General features: G+C 76.7%; 16 protein-coding genes. 7 read left to right on the top strand and 9 right to left on the bottom strand.

Features of this window, described 5'->3' with window-relative positions; all coding sequences use genetic code 11:
* Positions 1-134: 134 nt before the first annotated feature.
* From hemL to hemE, 6 genes are all read right to left on the bottom strand, one after another.
* Complete coding sequence (gene hemL / locus ACFVXN_RS14650) at positions 135-1,463, bottom strand: glutamate-1-semialdehyde 2,1-aminomutase (protein WP_389233808.1); 1,329 nt, start codon at positions 1,461-1,463, stop codon at positions 135-137.
* Complete coding sequence (gene hemB / locus ACFVXN_RS14645; RefSeq protein ID WP_389234067.1) at positions 1,460-2,416, bottom strand: porphobilinogen synthase; 957 nt, start codon at positions 2,414-2,416, stop codon at positions 1,460-1,462. The genes hemL and hemB overlap by 4 nt, the downstream gene beginning before the upstream one ends.
* Positions 2,417-2,535: 119 nt before the next feature.
* On the bottom strand, positions 2,536-3,390 hold the full coding sequence (locus ACFVXN_RS14640) for a uroporphyrinogen-III synthase (RefSeq protein ID WP_389233805.1): 855 nt from the start codon (positions 3,388-3,390) through the stop codon (positions 2,536-2,538).
* The gene (gene hemC / locus ACFVXN_RS14635) at positions 3,387-4,394 is read right to left on the bottom strand and encodes a hydroxymethylbilane synthase (RefSeq protein WP_389233802.1); all 1,008 of its coding nucleotides are present in this window, start codon (positions 4,392-4,394) and stop codon (positions 3,387-3,389) included. The genes ACFVXN_RS14640 and hemC overlap by 4 nt, the downstream gene beginning before the upstream one ends.
* A 54-nt stretch (positions 4,395-4,448) precedes the next feature.
* Positions 4,449-5,891, bottom strand: coding sequence for a protoporphyrinogen/coproporphyrinogen oxidase (locus tag ACFVXN_RS14630; protein WP_389233799.1), 1,443 nt, complete (start codon positions 5,889-5,891; stop codon positions 4,449-4,451).
* A 152-nt stretch (positions 5,892-6,043) separates the two neighbouring features.
* A complete protein-coding gene (gene hemE, locus ACFVXN_RS14625) occupies positions 6,044-7,189 on the bottom strand; it encodes a uroporphyrinogen decarboxylase (protein ID WP_389233796.1) in 1,146 nt (381 codons plus the stop codon).
* Between the two features lie 64 nt (positions 7,190-7,253).
* Between hemE and ACFVXN_RS14620 the strand changes: the two genes are divergently transcribed.
* Positions 7,254-8,510 carry a glutamyl-tRNA reductase gene (locus ACFVXN_RS14620; RefSeq protein ID WP_389233793.1) on the top strand — a complete coding sequence of 419 codons (1,257 nt, stop codon included), beginning with the start codon at positions 7,254-7,256 and terminating at the stop codon, positions 8,508-8,510.
* Positions 8,511-8,613: 103 nt separating this feature from the next.
* Here the strand turns inward: ACFVXN_RS14620 and purB are convergent, their stop codons facing one another.
* Positions 8,614-10,062, bottom strand: a complete 1,449-nt coding sequence (gene purB / locus ACFVXN_RS14615; protein WP_389233790.1) for an adenylosuccinate lyase — start codon at positions 10,060-10,062, stop codon at positions 8,614-8,616.
* 173 nt (positions 10,063-10,235) lie between these two features.
* Between purB and ACFVXN_RS14610 the strand changes: the two genes are divergently transcribed.
* On the top strand, positions 10,236-11,792 hold the full coding sequence (locus tag ACFVXN_RS14610; RefSeq protein WP_389233787.1) for a GAF domain-containing protein: 1,557 nt from the start codon (positions 10,236-10,238) through the stop codon (positions 11,790-11,792).
* Between the two features lie 19 nt (positions 11,793-11,811).
* On the opposite strand, the gene ACFVXN_RS14605 is transcribed toward ACFVXN_RS14610, so the two are convergent.
* Positions 11,812-12,195, bottom strand: a complete 384-nt coding sequence (locus tag ACFVXN_RS14605; RefSeq protein ID WP_389233784.1) for a phage holin family protein — start codon at positions 12,193-12,195, stop codon at positions 11,812-11,814.
* Positions 12,196-12,277: 82 nt separating this feature from the next.
* Here ACFVXN_RS14605 and hisC point away from each other — a divergent pair, with 82 nt between their 5' ends.
* From hisC to ACFVXN_RS14585, 4 genes are all read left to right on the top strand, one after another.
* Positions 12,278-13,342, top strand: coding sequence for a histidinol-phosphate transaminase (gene hisC / locus ACFVXN_RS14600; RefSeq protein ID WP_389233782.1), 1,065 nt, complete (start codon positions 12,278-12,280; stop codon positions 13,340-13,342).
* A 76-nt stretch (positions 13,343-13,418) separates the two neighbouring features.
* Positions 13,419-14,651: a PP2C family protein-serine/threonine phosphatase gene (locus tag ACFVXN_RS14595; protein ID WP_389233779.1), complete on the top strand. Its 1,233-nt coding sequence runs from the start codon at positions 13,419-13,421 to the stop codon at positions 14,649-14,651.
* Positions 14,648-16,234, top strand: coding sequence for an ATP-binding protein (locus ACFVXN_RS14590; protein WP_389233776.1), 1,587 nt, complete (start codon positions 14,648-14,650; stop codon positions 16,232-16,234). The genes ACFVXN_RS14595 and ACFVXN_RS14590 overlap by 4 nt, the downstream gene beginning before the upstream one ends.
* A gap of 2 nt (positions 16,235-16,236) precedes the next feature.
* Positions 16,237-16,677, top strand: coding sequence for a response regulator (locus tag ACFVXN_RS14585; protein ID WP_389233773.1), 441 nt, complete (start codon positions 16,237-16,239; stop codon positions 16,675-16,677).
* Positions 16,678-16,693: 16 nt separating this feature from the next.
* Here ACFVXN_RS14585 and ACFVXN_RS14580 read toward each other — a convergent pair whose 3' ends face one another.
* Complete coding sequence (locus ACFVXN_RS14580) at positions 16,694-17,722, bottom strand: SDR family NAD(P)-dependent oxidoreductase (protein WP_389233770.1); 1,029 nt, start codon at positions 17,720-17,722, stop codon at positions 16,694-16,696.
* Between the two features lie 83 nt (positions 17,723-17,805).
* On the opposite strand from ACFVXN_RS14580, the gene ACFVXN_RS14575 reads away from it, so the two are divergent.
* Positions 17,806-18,222, top strand: coding sequence for a MarR family winged helix-turn-helix transcriptional regulator (locus ACFVXN_RS14575; RefSeq protein WP_389233767.1), 417 nt, complete (start codon positions 17,806-17,808; stop codon positions 18,220-18,222).
* Positions 18,223-18,290 lie beyond the last annotated feature (68 nt).

Raw genomic sequence — 18,290 nt, 5'->3', positions numbered from 1 at the left:
AGTCTGCGTCCGAATTCGGCACCCGCGTGTAACGCCCGCGTTACCGGGAGGTCACGATGCAGGTCAGGCGGGTACGACGACGCGCCCGGCCGCCGTCGGCAGCCGGGCGCGGTCAGGGGCGCGGGACCCGCGGGTCAGGCAGCCGGTGCGGTCGCAGCGGCCGCCGCCCGGGCCGCCGCGGGCAGCGCCCGGACCACCCGGTCGACGGCGTCGTCGTCGTGCGCGGCCGACAGGAACCACGCCTCGAACGCCGACGGCGGCGCGTAGACCCCGTCGCGCAGCAGGCTGTGGAAGAACGCCGGGTAGCGCCACGACTCGGACGCGAGCACCTGCGCGTAGTCCCGCGCGCCCGCGTCCGTGCCGAGCACCGTGCTGAACAGGTTGCTCGCGCGCTGCACGGTGTGCGCCAGCCCCACCGCGGTGAACGCCTCCGACACCGCGGCCTGGACGGTCGCCGACGCCGCGTCGACCCGGGCGTACACCGCGTCGTCCGCGAGCCGCAGCGTCGCCAGCCCCGCGGCGGTGGCGACCGGGTTCCCGGACAGCGTGCCCGCCTGGTAGACGGGCCCCAGCGGTGCGAGCGCGTCCATCACGTCGGCGCGACCGCCGAGCGCCGCCACCGGCAGCCCGCCGCCGATGACCTTGCCGAACGTCAGCAGGTCCGGCGACCAGCCCTCGCGCTGCGCCTCCAGCCCCCACCAGCCCGCAGGGCCGACGCGGAACCCGGTCAGCACCTCGTCCTGGATCAGCAGGGCGCCGTGGGCGTGCGCGATCCGGGCGAGCGCGGCGTTGAACCCCGGCTCCGGCGGCACGACGCCCATGTTGGCGGCCGCGGCCTCGTAGATCACCGCGGCGATGGTGGCGCCGTGCTCGGCGAACGCCGCCTCGACGGCCGCGAGGTCGTGGTACGGCAGCACGATCGTCTCGGCGGCGATCGACGCGGGCACGCCCGCCGAGCCCGGCAGCGCCAGCGTGGCGACGCCCGAGCCCGCGGCGGCCAGCAGGCCGTCGGAGTGCCCGTGGTAGTGCCCGGCGAACTTCACCACGCGGTCGCGGCCCGTGACGCCGCGGGCCAGCCGGATCGCGGTCATGGTCGCCTCGGTCCCGGTGGACACCAGGCGCAGCCGCTCGACGGCGGGCACGCGCGCGCGCACGGCCTCCGCGAGCTCGACCTCGGTCAGCGTCGGCGCGCCGAACCCGAGCCCGCGCGCAGCGGCCTCGTGCACGGCCGCCAGCACCTCGGGGTGCGCGTGGCCCAGCAGCGCCGGGCCCCACGACCCGACCAGGTCCACGTACTCGCGCCCCTCGACGTCGGTCACGTACGCGCCGCGCGCCGACGCCAGGAACCGCGGCGCGCCGCCGACGGACCCGAACGCGCGCACCGGCGAGTTCACGCCGCCCGGCACGACGCCGAGCGCCCGCTCGAACAGCTCCTCGGACGTGGTGGTCCCGGACTCGCTCATCGCCACTCCTCCCGCAGCCAGCAGGCCAGCTCCACGGCCCAGTAGGTCAGCACCTGGTCGGCGCCCGCCCGGCGGATGCCCAGGACCGACTCCGTGATCGCGCGGCGCCGGTCGAGCCACCCCTGGGCGGCGGCGGCCTCGACCATCGCGTACTCCCCGGACACCTGGTAGGCCGCGACGGGCACGGTGCTCGCGGCGGCGACGTCGGCGAGCACGTCCAGGAACGCCCCGGCCGGCTTCACCATGACGACGTCCGCGCCCTCGGCGATGTCGAGGTCGACCTCGAGCAGGGCCTCGCGGCGGTTCGCCGGGTCCATCTGGTACGTGCGGCGGTCGCCGTCCAACGTCGACTCCACGGCGTCGCGGAACGGGCCGTAGAGCACGCTCGCGAACTTGGCCGCGTACGCCAGCACGGCGACGTCGTGCCGGCCGGCCGCGTCGAGCACGTCCCGGATCACGCCGACCTGGCCGTCCATCATCCCGCTGGGCGCGACCATGTGGGCCCCGGCCTCGGCCTGGGCGAGCGCCATCTCCGCGTACCGGACCAGCGTGGCGTCGTTGTCGACGGTGCCGTCCACCCGGAGCACGCCGCAGTGGCCGTGGTCGGTGAACTCGTCCAGGCACAGGTCGGCCTGGATGACGAGGGCGTCCCCGACCTCCGCGCGGACGTCCGCGAGCGCCAGGTTGAGGATGCCGTCCGGGTCGGTCGCGCCGGAGCCCACCGCGTCCCGCACCAGCGGGACGCCGAACAGGTTGACCCCGCTGACGCCGGCCGCCGCGGCCTCGGCGACGGCCCGCCGCAGCGAGTCGCGGCTGTGCTGGACGACGCCCGGCATCGACGCGATCGGCTGCGGCTCGGTCAGGCCCTCCTTGACGAACACCGGCAGCACCAGGTCGGCGGGGTGCAGCCGCACCTCGCTCACGGAGCGGCGCAGCGCGGCGTTCCCGCGCATCCGGCGCGGGCGCACCCGGCCGGGGCGCGCGGCGGCGACCGCCTCGGCCGCGAGCGCGGCGGCGGACAGGGTGGGGGAGGTCAGGGCGGGGGAGGTCGGGGATCCGGCCGGGTGCGAGGTCATGCGTGCTCTCCGTCGGGGTGGGGTGGTGCGGTGGTGCCGGGCGCCGCCGCGTCGGGGGCCGCGAGCCGTGCCTCGACCAGCGCCGCGACGAGACCGCCGGGCGTCTGGTCCTCGGCGACCGCGTGCACGGGCAGGCCGGCGCGCCGCGCCTCGGTGGCCGTCGACTCGCCGATGCAGCACACGAGGGTGCCGGCGGGCGGGGTGCCCAGCATGGTCAGCAGGTTCCGGGCGGTGCTGCCGGAGGTCAGCAGCACGGCGCCGATGCCGCCCGCGGCCCAGGCCGCGCGGACCTCGGGCTCGGGCGCGGGGCCGGGCACGGTGCTGTACGTGACGACCACGTCCACCGGCCAGCCGTGCGCGCGCAGACCGTCGGCCAGCGTCGGGGCGGCGAGGTCGCCGAGCGGCAGCAGGACGCGCTCGGGCTCCTCGCCCGCGGGCGGCCACGCGGCGAGCAGCGCGACCGCGGAGCTGCGGCCCCGGGGCACGAGGTCGACCCGCACCCCGGCGTCGCGCAGGGCGCGCGCCGTCGTGCCGCCGACCGCCGCGACCCGGACGTCCGCGAGCAGCTCCGGCAGGGTGTGGCCGGTCTCCTCGGCGCGGTCGACCAGCACCGGCACGGCGGCGGCGCTGGTGACGGCGACCCAGCCGTAGTAGCCGACCTCGAGCGCGAGCAGGGTGTCGTCCAGCTCGGTCGGGTCGTGCGGCGGCACGGTCTGGATCAGCGGGACCACCTCGGGGCGCGCGCCGGCGGCGTGCAGCGCGATCACCAGCGGGTCCGGGCCGGGCGTCTCGCGGGGGACCAGCACGGTCAGTCCGGCGAGCGGGCCTGAGGCCGGGGTGGGGCCGCTCACGCGTCGGCCCCGGTCGAGCCGGTCCCGGTCGCGCTCAGCCCGGCGAGGTCCGCGGCGCCCGCGTCCAGCAGCGTCTCGGCGAGCCGCGTGCCCAGGGCCGCCGCCGCGAGTGCGGTGCGCGCCGGGTCGCCCTCGGGGTCGCCGGCCGGTCGGGAGCCCGCGAGCGACACCGACTCCGAGCGGCGCAGCGTCGCCGAGCCGTCGGGGCGGAGCACCACCGCGTCGAGCGTGAGCACGTCGTCGTCGCCGAGCCGCGCCTGCGCCCCGATCGGCGCCGCGCAGCCGGCCTCGAGCCGGGTGAGCAGCGCGCGCTCGGCGAGCACGGCCAGGTGGGTCGGCCGGTGGTCGAGCGCGGCGAGCGCGAGCGCCAGCGGGGAGCCGTCGGCGGCGTCCTCGACCCGGACCTCCACGGCCAGCGCCCCCTGCGCCGGGGCCGCGAGCATCACCTCGGGGGGCAGCGCCTCCGTCACGGCGTCGAGCCGGTCGAGCCGGGCCAGGCCCGCCCGGGCCAGCACGACGGCGTCGAGGTCGTCCTCGATCCGGCGCAGCCGGGTGTCGACGTTCCCGCGGATGTCGACCACCCGCAGGTCGGGGCGGGCGGCACGCAGCTGGGCGGCCCGGCGCGGCGACCCGGTGCCGACCGAGGCCCCCGTGGGCAGCGTCGCGAGCGTCCAGCCCTCGCGGGCGCACAGGGCGTCGCGCGGGTCCTGCCGGACGGGGACCGCCGCGACCACCAGGCCGGGGGCCACCGCGGTCGGCAGGTCCTTGAACGAGTGCACCGCGACGTCGCAGCGGCCCTCGAGCAGCGCGTCCCGCAGCGCGGTGACGAACACCCCGGTGCCGCCCAGCGTCGCGAGCGAGCCGGTCAGCCGGTCGCCGTCCGTCCGGACCCGTACCAGCTCGTGCTCGCCGCCGCCGAGCGCCGTGAGCGCGTCGGCCACGTGCCCCGTCTGCGTCAGGGCGAGGGCGCTCGCGCGGGTGCCGACACGGACGGGGAGGGGCATGGCCCCAGTCTCGGTCACCTCGCTCGGCGTTGTCGAAACGCGGGCCGCCACGCCTCAGGCCCCCGTGGGCGTCGACGGGGACGACGGCGCGGTGACCAGCGCGGCGGCGGTCGTGCGCGCGTCCGGCACCACGGACGCGAGCCCGTTGCCGGCCACCCACGCCCCGACCACCGCGAGCCCGGGCACCTGCGCGACGGCCGCGCGGACGGCCTGCACGGTCCGCCGGTGCGCGGGGCTCGGGACGGGCAGTCCCTGACGCCAGCGCACCCGCGCCGACGCACGCACCTGGTCGGGCCGCAGCGGCACGCCGAGCACGGCGGACGCGTCGCGCAGCGCCAGCGCGGTGAGGCCGGACAGGTCGCCGGGCAGCGCCTCGCCGCCGGCACCGTCCGCCGCCGGGCGCCCGTCACCCGCAGGCCCGTCGCCCGCGCGGCCGTAGGACAGCCGGACCACGTGCCGGCCCGGGCCCGCGGCCGCGGCGAGCCACGCCCACTTCGCGGTGGCGTGCGTGAGCGCCTTGGCGCGGACGCCCTCGACCCCGCGGGCCACCAGCACGCCGGTGCCGCGGGGGGCGTCGTCGAGCGCGGGCGCGTCGAGCACCAGCGTCGCCAGGACGATGTCCGCACCGGGGTCGGTCGGCAGGCCCGCGACGGCGGGCGCGACGTCGGCGAGGAGGTCCGTGGCGCGGGGGGTGGCGACGACCAGGCGGCGGGCACGCAGGACCTCGCGCGCGCCGTCGCGCTCGACCGTCACGTGGAACACGCCGTCGTGCCGCCCCACGGCCCGGACCGCCGTGCCCGTGCGCACCGCGCCGCCGCGCGCGGTCACGTCCGCCACCAGCGCGTCGACCAGCACGTGCAGCCCGCCGCGGAACCCCGCGACCGCCGACCCCGCGGGCGCCAGGGCCCGCTGCGCGCGGACCGCGCCGCCGAGCGACCCCTCGCGCCGGACCGCGGCGGCGAGCCCGGGGGACACCGCGTCGACCGCGACGTCGTCGGGCTCCGCCGCGTGCACCCCCGCGACCACCGGCCGGACCAGGCGGTCCAGCACCCGCCGGCCCGCGCGGGCCCGCACCAGCGCGCCCAGCGAGCCGCCCGGACGCGTGCCGACCGACCCCGGCAGCACCCGGTCCAGCGACGCCCGCAGCGCGCCGGCCGTGCCGATCGTGCGCCGGACGTCCGGCGCCCACGGGTCGGCGGGGATCCCCAGCAGGCCGGTGCGCGGCAGCGGGCCCGAGCCGTGCGGCAGCCGCACCCACGCGCCGTGCGGCTCCGGGACGACCACCCGGTCGCCCAGGCCGAGCTCCTCGGCGAGCGCGGCGACCGCCCCGCCGCGGGTCGCGAACGACTCCGCCCCCGCGTCCAGGCGCAGGCCGTCGACCTCGTGCCCCGCGACGACGCCGCCCGGCGCGCGCCACGCCTCCACGACCAGCGGACGCAGGCCCTGCAGCGCGAGCTCGCGCGCCGCGACGAGGCCCGCGACCCCGCCGCCGACCACGAGGGCGTCGAGGGGTGCGAGGGCCGTGGGGATCTCGTGCTCGCTCGTGGCTGCTCCTACCGCTCGTCGCTCGTGCCGGCGGCGTCCGCCGTCGTCGACCAGGGTGCCCGTCCGCGACGCCGCGCGCCCGGGACCCCCGGGTCCTGCCGTCGTCAGATCGTGTGGACCAGCTCCACCACGCGGGTGAGCACCGTCGGGTCGGTCTCCGGCGGCACGCCGTGCCCGAGGTTCACCACGTGCCCGGGCGCGACGGCGCCGCGCGCCACCACGTCCCGCACGTGCGCCTCCAGCACCGGCCAGGGCGCCGCGAGCAGGGCGGGGTCGATGTTGCCCTGCACCGGCACGCGGCCGTCCAGGCGCCGGACCGCCTCGTCCAGGCCGATCCGGTGGTCCACCCCGACGACGTCCGCGCCCACGTCGCGCATCGCGGCCAGCAGCTCGCCGGTGCCGGTGCCGAAGTGCACCCGCGGGACGCCGAGGTCGGCGACGTGGGACAGGGCCCGGGTGGAGGCCGGTGCCACCCGCTGCGTGTAGTCGGCCAGCGACAGCGAGCCCGCCCAGGAGTCGAACAGCTGCGCGGCGCTGGTCCCGGCGAGCACCTGGGCCCGCAGGAACGCGCCGGTGAGGTCGGCCGCCCACCGGGTCAGCGCCTCCCACGTCCCCGGGTCGGCGTGCATCAGCGTGCGCGCGGCCAGGTGGTCGCGGGACGGGCGGCCCTCCACCAGGTACGCGGCGAGGGTGAACGGCGCGCCGGCGAACCCGATCAGCGGGGTGCTGCCCAGCGCGGCGACCGTCAGGCGCACGGCCTCGGTCACCGGCGCCAGCACCTCGGGGGTCAGCGACTCCGCGGGGCTCTCGGCGACCAGCCGGGCCACGTCGTCCGCCGTGCGCACCGCGCGCCCGAGGACCGGGCCGACACCGGGCTGGATCTCGACGTCCACGCCGGCCAGCCGCAGGGGGATCACGATGTCCGAGAAGAAGATGCCCGCGTCCGTGCCGTGCCGTCGCACCGGCTGCAGGGTGATCTCCGAGGCCAGCTCCGGCGTCAGGCAGGCGTCCAGCATCGCGGTGCCCTCGCGGGCGCGCCGGTACTCCGGCAGGGACCGGCCGGCCTGGCGCATGAACCACACCGGGCGGCGGGACGGGGTGCGGCCCCGGTACGCGTCCACCAGGGGCGAGCCGGCCGTCCGGCCGTCGACCAGCGGGTGGTCGGCGGGCAGGCCGGTGCCGTCCGGGAGCGACGGCAGCGGTGCGGTCGACGGGGCGGTGGGCGCGTGGGTGCGTGACGAAGCAGACATCAGGGCGATTGTGCCCCCTCTTCCCTGGAGTGATTAAATTCTGGACGTGGTGATGCTGTCGTTGGTGGCGAGCCATCACGACCTCGACCTGTCCGTGCTGGAGCGGCTCTCCGCCGACACGCACGCTGTCGGACGGGAGATCGTGACGGGCTGCGACTCGGTCGCGGGGGCGGTCGTCCTGGCGACCTGCAACCGCTTCGAGCTGTACCTGGACGTCGACGACGCCGCCGACGCCGAGTCCGCCCGGGCCGCCGTGGCCGCCACCGTCGCCGCCCGCTCCGGCTACCCCGCCCAGCGCGTCGCCGCCGCGCTCGTGCCCGCCACCGGCCAGCGCGTCGTCGAGCACCTGTTCGCGGTCGCGTCCGGGCTCGAGTCGATGGTCGTCGGCGAGCGCGAGATCGCCGGGCAGGTGCGCCGCGCGCTGACCGCCGCCCGCCGGGACGGCACCACCACCTCCGACCTCGAGGGCCTGTTTCAGGCCGCGTCCCGCGCCTCGCGCGCCGTCGAGCACGGCACCGGCCTCGGCGCCGCCGGTCGCTCCGTCGTGGGCGTCGCGCTGGACCTCGTCGAGGACGGCCTGCCGGTCTGGTCCGACGTGCGCTGCCTGCTGATCGGCACCGGCTCCTACGCCGGGGCCAGCCTCGCGGCGCTCAAGGCCCGCGGCTGCGCGGACGTCGTCGTCTACTCCGCCAGCGGCCGGGCCGGGCAGTTCGCCGCCCAGCGCGGGGTCACCGCCGCGACCGACGACCTCGCCGCCGCGCTCACCGGCGTGGACCTCGTGGTCGCGTGCAGCGGTGCCGCGGGCGCGGTGCTCGACGTCGACGCCCTGATCCGCGCCCGGTCCGCCGAGGCGTCCATCGGCGCCCGCCCGCTCGCCGTGCTCGACCTGGCGCTGCAGCACGACGTCGACCCCGCCGTCGGCGAGCTGCCCGGCGTCCGGCTGGTCAGCCTCACCACCGTCGCCGACCAGGCGCCCGACGGGCACTCCGCGACCGTGGCCGAGGCCCGCGCCCTCGTCGCGGCGACCGCCGCCGCGTTCGAGCGCACCCGACGCACCCGGCAGTGGAACCCGCCGGTCGTCGCCGAGCGGCGCCGCGTCCTGGAGCAGCTGGCGACGGCCGTCGACCAGCTCGACGAGCGCGCCGCCCGCCGCCTGCGGCGCGAGGTCCGGTCGGCGCTGCACGGCCCCACCGTCCGGGCCCGCGCGGCCGCGGCGGACGGCGACGCCGCGGCGTACGCGTCGGCGCTCGCGGACCTGGCCGCCCTGGCGGTCCCGCCCGCCGCCGCGCCCGCGCCCGCCGCCGCCGGCTCGCCGAGATAGGACCGTCGCGCCGACTCAGGGCGTCCGGCGGTCCTGACTCGCCGCGGAGGCCCTGTCTCGGCGCCGGCGGGCGCGCGCCGGCAGCCCGGCAGCCGGCAGCGCGTCAGGCGTCGAGGTACGCCACCAGCGACGCGGCCAGGCCCGTGTACGTCGCGGGGCTCAGGGCCTGCAGGCGCTCGGTCACGTCGTCGGGCAGGCCCAGGCCGGCGATGAACTCGCGCATGTCGTCGGCGGTCAGCCGGCGGCCGCGGGTGAGCTCCTTGAGCCGCTCGTACGGGTTCTCCATCCCGGTGACCCCGGCGACGGCGGCGGCGCGCATGGCCGACTGGACTGGCTCGCCGAGCACCTCCCAGTTCTGGTCGAGCTCGCGGGCCAGCAGGTCGCGGTCCACCGACAGCGCGCCGAGCCCACGGCGGACGTTGTCGATCGCCAGCAGCGCGTGCCCGAACGCCGGGCCGATGTTGCGCTGCGTCGTGGAGTCCGTGAGGTCGCGCTGCAGGCGGCTGGTCACCAGCGTCGCGGACAGGGTGTCGAGCAGCGCGCAGGACAGCTCGAGGTTGGCCTCGGCGTTCTCGAACCGGATCGGGTTGACCTTGTGCGGCATCGTCGACGAGCCGGTCGCCCCGGCCACGGGGATCTGGGTGAACACCCCGCGGGAGATGTAGCTCCACACGTCGGTCGCGAGGTTGTGCAGCACCCGGTTGAACCGGGCGACGTCCGCGTACAGCTCGGCCTGCCAGTCGTGCGACTCGATCTGCGTGGTCAGCGGGTTCCAGGTGAGGCCGAGGTGCTCGACGAACGCGCGGCTGACCGCGGGCCAGTCCGCGTGGGGGACCGCGACGACGTGGGCGCCGTAGGTGCCGGTCGCGCCGTTGAGCTTGCCGAGGAACTCCGCCCCGGCGACGCGGCGCAGCTGGCGGCGCAGCCGGTGCGCGAGGACGGCGAGCTCCTTGCCGAGGGTGGTCGGCGTCGCGGGCTGGCCGTGGGTGAGCGCGAGCATCGGCACGTCGGCCAGCGCGTGCGCCTGCGCGGCGAGGTCGTCGACCAGGCCGGTCGCGGCGGGCAGCCACACGTCGTGCACCGCACCGCGGACCATCAGCGCGTAGGACAGGTTGTTGACGTCCTCGCTGGTGCAGCAGAAGTGCACGAGCTCCGCGACCGACGGCAGCACCGTGTCGCCCAGCACCTCGGGCGCGGCGGCGATCCTCTCCTTGAGGAAGTACTCGACGGCCTTCACGTCGTGCACGGTCGTGCGCTCGAGCTCGGCGAGCCGCGCGACGTCCCGCGCGCCGAAGTCGGTGACGACCGCGCGCAGGTAGGCCTGCTCGGCGTCCGACAGCGCCGGCGCCCCGGGCACCACGCCGTGCGAGGTGAGGTGGATCAGCCACTCGACCTCGACGTGCACCCGCTCGCGGTTCAGCGCGGCCTCGGACAGGTGGTCCACGAGGGGGGCCACGGTCCGGCGGTAGCGGCCGTCCAGCGGTCCGAGGGCGATGGGCGGCTCCACCTCGGCGAGGGACGCGCGGGGGGCGGGGGCGGCGTGCGCGGGCATGGGTCGCATCCTCCCACGCCCTCCTGCGCTGGTCGTGGCCCTGTCCGCGTCGGGTTCGGCTGCATCCCTCAGGCAACCGCCTCGCCTGCCGATCGGAGGACCACTCAGGGGGAGCCGTGCGGGACAGCTGCGGCATGCGGCGGGTGAGCACGGCGGGCGACGAGGAGATCGACATGGCTGGACTGCTGGGGCGACGGGCCAGGACGGTCGACACCGCGCCGGCCGTCGACGTGCGCCGCGAGCTGCGCGCGCTCGACGAGGTGGTGCGCGCGCTCGGCGAGATGCGCGGCACCCGGGACCTGCGGGACGTGGTCGACACGATCCGCCGCGGCCTGGGCTTCGACTACGCCTCCGCGTGGCAGGTGGACGAGCGGCGCGGCGAGCTGACGTTCCTCGCCCAGACCGGCGAGCTGTCCGCCGAGCTCACGGAGATGACGCCGGACTGGCGGATGGCCAAGGGCGTGGGCCTGTGCGGCCTGGCCTGGCAGCGCGACGGCGTGCTGCCCGTCGCCGACCTGCAGGACCACGCGCCGACGTGCGCGCGCGGCGAGGTGTTCCTGCGCGCCGGTGCGCGCGGCGCGATGACGATGCCGCTGTGGCGCGACGGCACCGTCGTGGCGGTGCTGGACTTCCTGTCCCGCAGCCCCCGCACCGAGGGCCCGGACCAGGTGCTGGTCCTCGACGTCCTCGCCCGCACCGTGTCGCAGGCCCTCGAAGCGCAGCACGCCGCCGAGGAGATCGCCCAGACCGCGCGCGACCAGCAGGCCGTGACGACGTCGGTGGCGAAGGTCGGCGCGTGCCGCGACGAGGAGCAGGCGCTGCGCACCGCCCTGGACACGGTCCGCGAGGAGTTCGGCTGGGACTACGGCTCGTTCTGGGCGGTGGACCCCGAGGCGCGGGTGCTGCGGTTCGCGGTCGAGTCCGGGACCGCCGGCGAGGAGTTCCGGCGCGTCACCCTGGCCGCGAGCTTCGCCGAGGGCGTCGGCCTGGCCGGGCGGGCGTGGCGGGCCCGCGACCTGGTGTTCGTGCGGGACCTCGGCGAGCTGACCGACTGCGTCCGGGCCCCCGCGGCCCAGCGCGCCGGCGTCCGGTCCGGGGTGTGCATCCCGGTGATCGTCGGCGACGAGGTCCTCGGCACGATGGACTTCTTCACCACCCAGACCATCGAGCTCAGCGACAGCCGCCGGGGCTCGCTGCGCAACGTGGCCCAGCTCGTGTCGCAGCGGCTCGACATCCTCCGGGCGGCGTCGCGGGACCGGGCGGCGTCCGAGGCGCTGCTCGGCAGCGTCGCGCAGCTCTCGGAGAGCGCGTCCGAGGCCGTGCGGGTCGCCGAGGAGGCGGTCGCCCAGACCGCCGCGATGGCCGACGAGGTCCGCACGCTCGAGGCGTCGTCCTCCGCGGTCGGCGACGTCATCCGGGTCATCTCGACGATCGCCGACCAGACCAACCTGCTCGCGCTGAACGCCACCATCGAGGCGGCGCGCGCGGGTCAGGCGGGCCGCGGGTTCGCGGTCGTCGCCACGGAGGTCAAGGAGCTGGCCGGCGGCACCTCCGTCGCGACCTCGCGGGTGGAGCAGCAGGTCGCGGACATCCAGGCGAACACCGCCGCGGTCTCCCGCGGGATCGACTCGGTGAGCACCACGATCCGGCGGATGGACGAGGTGCAGGCCCGGATCGGCGAGGTGCTGGACCAGCAGCGCGAGATGGCCCGCAGCTTCCGCGCGGGCTGACCGCCGCCCGGCCCCGGGGTCAGCGGTCGCGGCTGCGGGGGATCGCCACGCTGAGGACGAACGACACCACCGACACGATCAGCGCGCCGATGAACGCGTCCCCGAACCCGTCGATCCGCAGGCCCCAGGACGTCTGCTCGGTGATCCACGCGGTGAGCAGCAGCATCAGCGCGTTCACGACCAGCGTGAACAGGCCGAGCGTGAGGATGTAGAGCGGGATCGACAGCACGTGCACGATCGGCTTCACCACGGCGTTGATCACGCCGAACACCAGCGCCACCGCGAGGATCACGACCGCCTGGCCGCCCGGGGTGTCGGCGCCCACCACGGTGATGCCGGGGAGCAGGACCTCGGCGAGCCAGAGGGCGACGCCGCTGATCAGGACACGCAGCAGGAAGCTCATGCGCCGATCCTGCCACCGCAGCAGCGCCCACGCACCGGTCACGCGGGCCGGGCCCGCGCCGCTCGGTGGCAGGATCGGCGCCGTGAAGCACGTCCCCCTGCGCCCCGCGCTCGCGAGCCTGCCGCCCTACGTCCCCGGCGCCCGCGTGCCCGTCGGGGCGGCCGCGTACAAGCTGTCGTCGAACGAGAACCCGTACCCGCCGCTGCCGTCGGTGGTCGCGGCCATCGCGGACGGCGCGGTCGACGTCAACCGCTACCCGGACATGTACGCGACCGACCTGGTCGAGGCGGTCGCCGGGCACCTCGGCGTGCAGCCCGCGCAGGTGGTCGCCGGCTGCGGGTCGGTGGCCGTGCTCGGGCACGTCCTGGCGGCGTTCTGCGACGCGGGCGACGAGGTCGTGCACCCCTGGCGGTCGTTCGAGGCGTACCCGATCGCGGTGACCCTCGCCGGTGCGACCGGCGTCCCGGTGCCCGTGCACGCCGACGGGCGGCTGGACCTGCCGGCGCTCGCGGCGGCGGTCACCGACCGCACCCGTGTCGTGCTGGTCTGCACGCCCAACAACCCCACGGGTCCGGCGGTGCACGCCGACGAGCTGGCGGAGTTCCTGGCCGCCGTGCCGCGCGACGTGCTGGTGGTGCTGGACGAGGCGTACGTCGAGTTCGTGCGCGACCCCGAGGCCGCCGACGGGCTCGCCGTGCTGGCCGCGCACGCGAACGTGGTGCTCCTGCGCACCTTCTCCAAGGCCTACGGGCTGGCGGGCCTGCGGGTCGGGTTCGCGGTGGCGCACGAGCGCCTGGCCGCGGGCATCCGCGCCGCGTCGACGCCGTTCGGCGTGTCCCACCTGGCCCAGCTGGCGGGCGTGGCGTCGCTGCGCGCCTCGGACGAGCTGCTGGCGCGCGTCGACCGGATCGTCGACGAGCGGACCCGGATGCTCACCGGCCTGCGCGACCTCGGTTGGGACGTCCCGGACAGCCAGGCGAACTTCGTCTGGCTCGGCATCGGGGACGACGCCGCGCGGTTCGCCCAGGAGGCGACGGCGGCCGGGGTGGTCGTGCGGCCGTTCGCCGGCGACGGGGTGCGGATCAGCGTCGGCGAGCCGGAGGCGACGGACGTGGTCCTCGCGGTGGCGCGCGACACCCGCCGCTGACCGGCGCACGCACCGTCCCGGCGTGCGCTGCCGCAGGTCGCGCATATGCTGCCTGCAGCCGACAGTGGGGGACCGGGTGACCGAGAGCACGAAGCCGGACGGGTCCGCCCTGTCCGGGCACGGTCGCGCGGGTGACCCGTCCGGCCGCCTCGACCCCGAGACGCTGACCGTCCTGCTCGTCGAGGACGACGACGGCGACGCGCTCCTGGTCGAGGAGCACCTGGCCGACGCCGGTCTCGACGTGCGGTTGCGGCGCGCACGCACGCTCGACGAGGCCACGGCCCGGCTCGACGTCGACTGCGTCCTGCTCGACCTCGGCCTGCCGGACTCGGTGGGGCTCGGCGCCCTGGAGCGGCTGCTGGCCGCCGGCGCCCCGGCCGTCGTCGTCCTGACCGGGCGCACCGACACCGACACCGGACTGCGGGCCGTGTCCGCGGGCGCGCAGGACTACCTGGTCAAGGGCGAGGTCGACGGCGAGCTGCTCGGCCGGTCCGTGCGGTACGCCGTGCAGCGCCGCCTGCTCCAGGAGGCCGACCAGGAGCTGTACCGCAGCGAGGTCCGTGCCCAGGAGACGGTCCGCCTGGAGAGCGCCCTGCTCCCGCGGCCGTCCGTCGCCGACGACCACCTCGAGGTGCTGGTCGGCTACCGGGCGGGACGGGACGGCGTGCTCGGCGGCGACTTCTACGACGTGGTCCAGCGCCCGGACGGCACGGTCCTCGCCGTCGTCGGCGACGTCTGCGGCCACGGCCCCGACGAGGCCGCGCTCGGCGCGGTGCTGCGGACCGCCTGGCGCACGCTCGTGCTCGCGGACGTCCCGACGCCCGACCTGCTGCCCCTGCTCGAGCGCGTGCTCGTCGCGGAGCGGGCGCGCGAGGAGGTCTTCACGACGATGTCGATGATCGAGGTCGCCGCGGACCGGACGGCGGTGCACCTGTACCTGGCGGGTCACCCGGTCCCGTTCCTGCTCGGGGACCCGTCGGCGGGTCGCGCCTCGCGGCTGCTGCCGACCGACGCGCGCGGCCGGGCGCTCGGCATCCCGGTCGCTGGCACCTGGGAGCCCCTGCGGCTCGAGCTCGGGGAGCGCTGGCGCCTGATGATGTACACCGACGGCGTCCTCGAGGCGACGGTCGCGGGGACCCGGGACCGGGTCGGTGACGCGGGTCTGCTCGCCGTGGTCGACGACGCGCTGCGCGCGGGCTCCGCCGACCTGGTCGACGACGTCCTGCGGGAGGTGCGCCGCCGGCACGGGGGCGACCTCGTGGACGACACCGCCGTGGTCGTCGTCGGCTGGGCGGGGGAGTCCGCGTGAGCGCACCCCTGCGGGCGCGTGCCACCCTGCGGCACCGCCTGGGCCTCGCGCTGACCGCCGCGGGCATCGTCCTCGGCCTGGTGCTGGTCGGCTCCGGGGTCGCGCTCTGGCGGATGCTCGACACCCAGGACCTGGTCACCGAGCGGTACTTCACCGCGATCACGGACGCGGAGACCTCCTACACCCGGCTCGTCGACGCCGAGACGGCCGTCCGCGGGTACGCGCTGACCGGGTTCGACGGCACGCTCGAGCCGTACGAGCGGGCGCAGGACGCGGTCACGGCGTTCGAGCGGATGGCCGACCCGGCGACCGGTGCGAGCGAGCCCGTGCGCGAGGCGGCGGCCCAGGCCGTCGAGGCCGCGGAGCGCTGGGACGCCCGGTTCGCGCAGCCCGTGATCGAGGAGGTCGCCGCGGGTGGTCCCGCCGCCGTCCCCGGCGAGCAGATCGAGCAGGGCCGGGTGCTGTTCGACGAGACCCGCACCGCCGTCGAGGCCTACATCGACCTGCTGCGCGAGCGCCGGCTCGCCGCGGCCACCGACCTGGCGACGTGGACCCGGGTGGTGATCGGCTCGCTGGTCGCGCTGGTGCTGGCCGGCGGGGTCGCGGGCGTCGTGCTGTGGCGCACGCTCCGGCGCTGGATCACCGAGCCGCTCGAGGCGCTGGGCGCCGACGCGCACGCGGTCAGCACCGGCGACCTGCACCACCCCGTGACGTCGACGGGTCCCGGCGAGATCGCGGACCTGGCGGCGACCGTCGAGCGGATGCGCCTGGCGCTGGTGGCCCAGGTGCAGGAGGTCGAGGCGTCCCGCGCCGCCATCGCCGAGGCGCACGACCGGCTCGCCGACCAGGCCGAGGAGCTTCGCCGCTCCAACCGCGACCTCGAGCAGTTCGCCTACGTCGCCTCCCACGACCTCCAGGAGCCGCTGCGCAAGGTCGCGTCGTTCACCCAGCTGCTGCAGAAGCGCTACGGCGGCCAGATGGACGAGCGCGCCGACCAGTACATCGCCTTCGCGGTCGACGGCGCGAAGCGCATGCAGCAGCTGATCCAGGACCTGCTCGGGTTCTCCCGCGTCGGGCGCCTCGGCGGGGAGCTCGCGGACGTCCCGCTGGGCGACGCGGTCGCGGACGCCCTCGACAACCTGGAGCAGCTGGCCGACGACGCGGGCGCGGTCGTCGAGGCCGACGGGCTCCCCGTGGTCCGTGGCGAGCGGCCCCTGCTCGTCCAGCTGCTGCAGAACCTCGTCGGCAACGCGATCAAGTTCCGCGACCCCGAGCGTCCCCCGGTGGTCCGGATCACCGCCACCCGGGTGGGAGACTTCTGGGAGCTCGAGTGCCGGGACAACGGGATCGGCATCGACGCGCAGTACGCGGACCGGGTCTTCGTGATCTTCCAGCGGCTGCACCCGAAGGACGTGTACGAGGGGACGGGCATCGGCCTGGCCCTGTGCAAGAAGATCGTCGAGTACCACGGCGGTCGCATCTGGCTCGGCGAGACCGACGGACCCGGCACCAGCATCCGCTGGACGCTGCCGGCCGTCGCCGTCGACGCCGCGGGGGCCGACCGGCCCGAGGGAGCGGAGTGAACGTGGCACGTACCGGCAAGGTCATCGACGTCCTGCTCGTGGAGGACGACCCGGGTGACGTCCTGATGACCCGCGAGGCGTTCGAGGACAACAAGGTCGCCAACCGGCTCCAGGTCGTCGCCGACGGCGTGAGCGCGCTCGCGTTCCTGCGCAAGGAGGGGGAGCACGCCGACGCCCCCACCCCGGACCTGGTGCTCCTCGACCTCAACCTGCCCCGGATGGACGGGCGCGAGGTCCTCGAGGCGATGAAGAGCGACGAGAAGCTGCGCAGCATCCCGGTCGTCGTGCTCACCACGTCGGAGGCCGAGGAGGACGTCGTCCGCTCGTACTCGCTGCACGCGAACGCCTACGTCACCAAGCCGGTGGACTTCGAGCGGTTCATCGAGGTCGTCCGCCAGATCGACGAGTTCTTCGTCGAGGTCGTCCGCCTGCCCCAGCGCTGAGGCGCCCCGGGGGCGCCTACAGGTACCGCACCCCGGTCAGGTCCTCGGCGAACGCCCACAGCCGGCGCGCGAACGCCGGGTCGGCGGCCGCGCGGACGAACCGCGTCGCGTGCACCCGGTCGTCGTGCGTACGGCCGGGTCCGAGGAGCCGGTCCGCCGGTGCCCCCGCGTCGGTCGCCGCGTAGAGCAGCGGCAGCACGCCCTGGTCCGCCGGTCGGCCGTGCCGGGCGGCGAGCAGCCGCGTCACCAGCGCCAGCACCCGGGACGACGCCTGCGGCGGGGTCGAGGCCGTGCCGGGGTGCGCGACCAGGCTGCGGACGACGGCCCTGCCCGAGTCCGTCGTGCCGCCGATCGTGCCCGTCCCCGCGTCCCCCACCAGGCGACGGTCGAGCTCCCGGGCCCACGCGGTGACCGCGGCCTTGGCCCGCAGGTAGGCGATGCCGCCGGCGTGGGGGCCGGTGCCGCGGAGGGCGTCGAGGTCGTCGCCCGGGACCCGCCGGTACAGGGTCGACCCGACGGTGACGACCCGGGGCCCGGGGCCGGTCGCCTCGGACGCGCGTAGCGCCGGCAGCAGCCGGCCGGTCAGGGCGAACGGGCCGAGGACGTGCGTCGCGAGCCGGCTCTCGTGGCCCTGCGGGCTCAGCCGGTCGGGCTGGTGGGCGACGCCGGTGTGGTTCACCAGGACGTCGAGCGGGCGGCCCGTGTCGAGCCAGTCGTCGGCGAACCGGCGGACCGAGTCCTGGTCGGCGAGGTCGAGCCGGCGGACCTCGAGCCGCCCGGCGAGGTCGGTGCCGGTGCCGGTGCCGGTGGCGCGGGCGAGGAGCTCCGCGCGGGCCGCCGTGGCCTTCGCCTCGTCCCGGGCGGCGACGACCACGTGCGCGCCGAGCGCGGCGAGGTGGCCGGTGAGCAGCAGGCCCGGACCGCTGGTGGCTCCCGTGACGACGACGGTGCGCCCGCTGAGGTCGGGGGCGTCGGCCTCGGTCCAGGTCAGCGGGAACCGGGTCGTCGTGCTGGTCGGGGGCGTGGCGGTCAGGGTCATGGGCATGCTCCGCTCCTGATGATGCTTGAGTGGTTCAGGTATTGATAGTTGAGCAACTCAATGACTCTGTCAAGGGATACGATCGCCTCATGTCCGACCCCGACTCAGCCGACATCGCCTACCTCGTGGCGCAGCTGCACGCCGCCACGACCGAGCACATGCGGCCCCTGCTCGACGAGCTCGGGCTCACCGGCGCGTGCGCGAACCTGCTCTGGCTGGCCGACGGCGACCGGGAGCCGCAGCCCCTGCGGCAGCTCGCCGGGCAGCTCGGGTGCGACCCGTCGAACGTCACGCTGATCGCCGGCCGCCTCGAGGAGACCGGCCTCGCGCGCCGCGTCCCCGCCGCCGACGACCGCCGCGTCCGCACGCTCGAGCTCACCGAGGAGGGCCAGGCCGCCCGCGCCGCCCTGCTCGACCGCGCGGCCACCCTCCCGGGCGTCCAGGCGCTGGCCCCCGCCGAGCGCGCCCAGCTCGCGGCACTGCTCGCCCGCGCCACCACCCCCTGACCCCTCCCTCCCCCCGGCGCCTCGGCAGCCGAGGTCGAGGGTTTCGCGCGAGGTCGAGGGTTTCCGGG

Source organism: Cellulomonas sp. NPDC058312, from assembly GCF_042880135.1.
In the GTDB taxonomy this organism is placed as follows: domain Bacteria; phylum Actinomycetota; class Actinomycetes; order Actinomycetales; family Cellulomonadaceae; genus Cellulomonas.
Note: the sequence above shows the minus strand (reverse complement) of the source record. Positions and strands in the feature narration are given on the sequence as shown.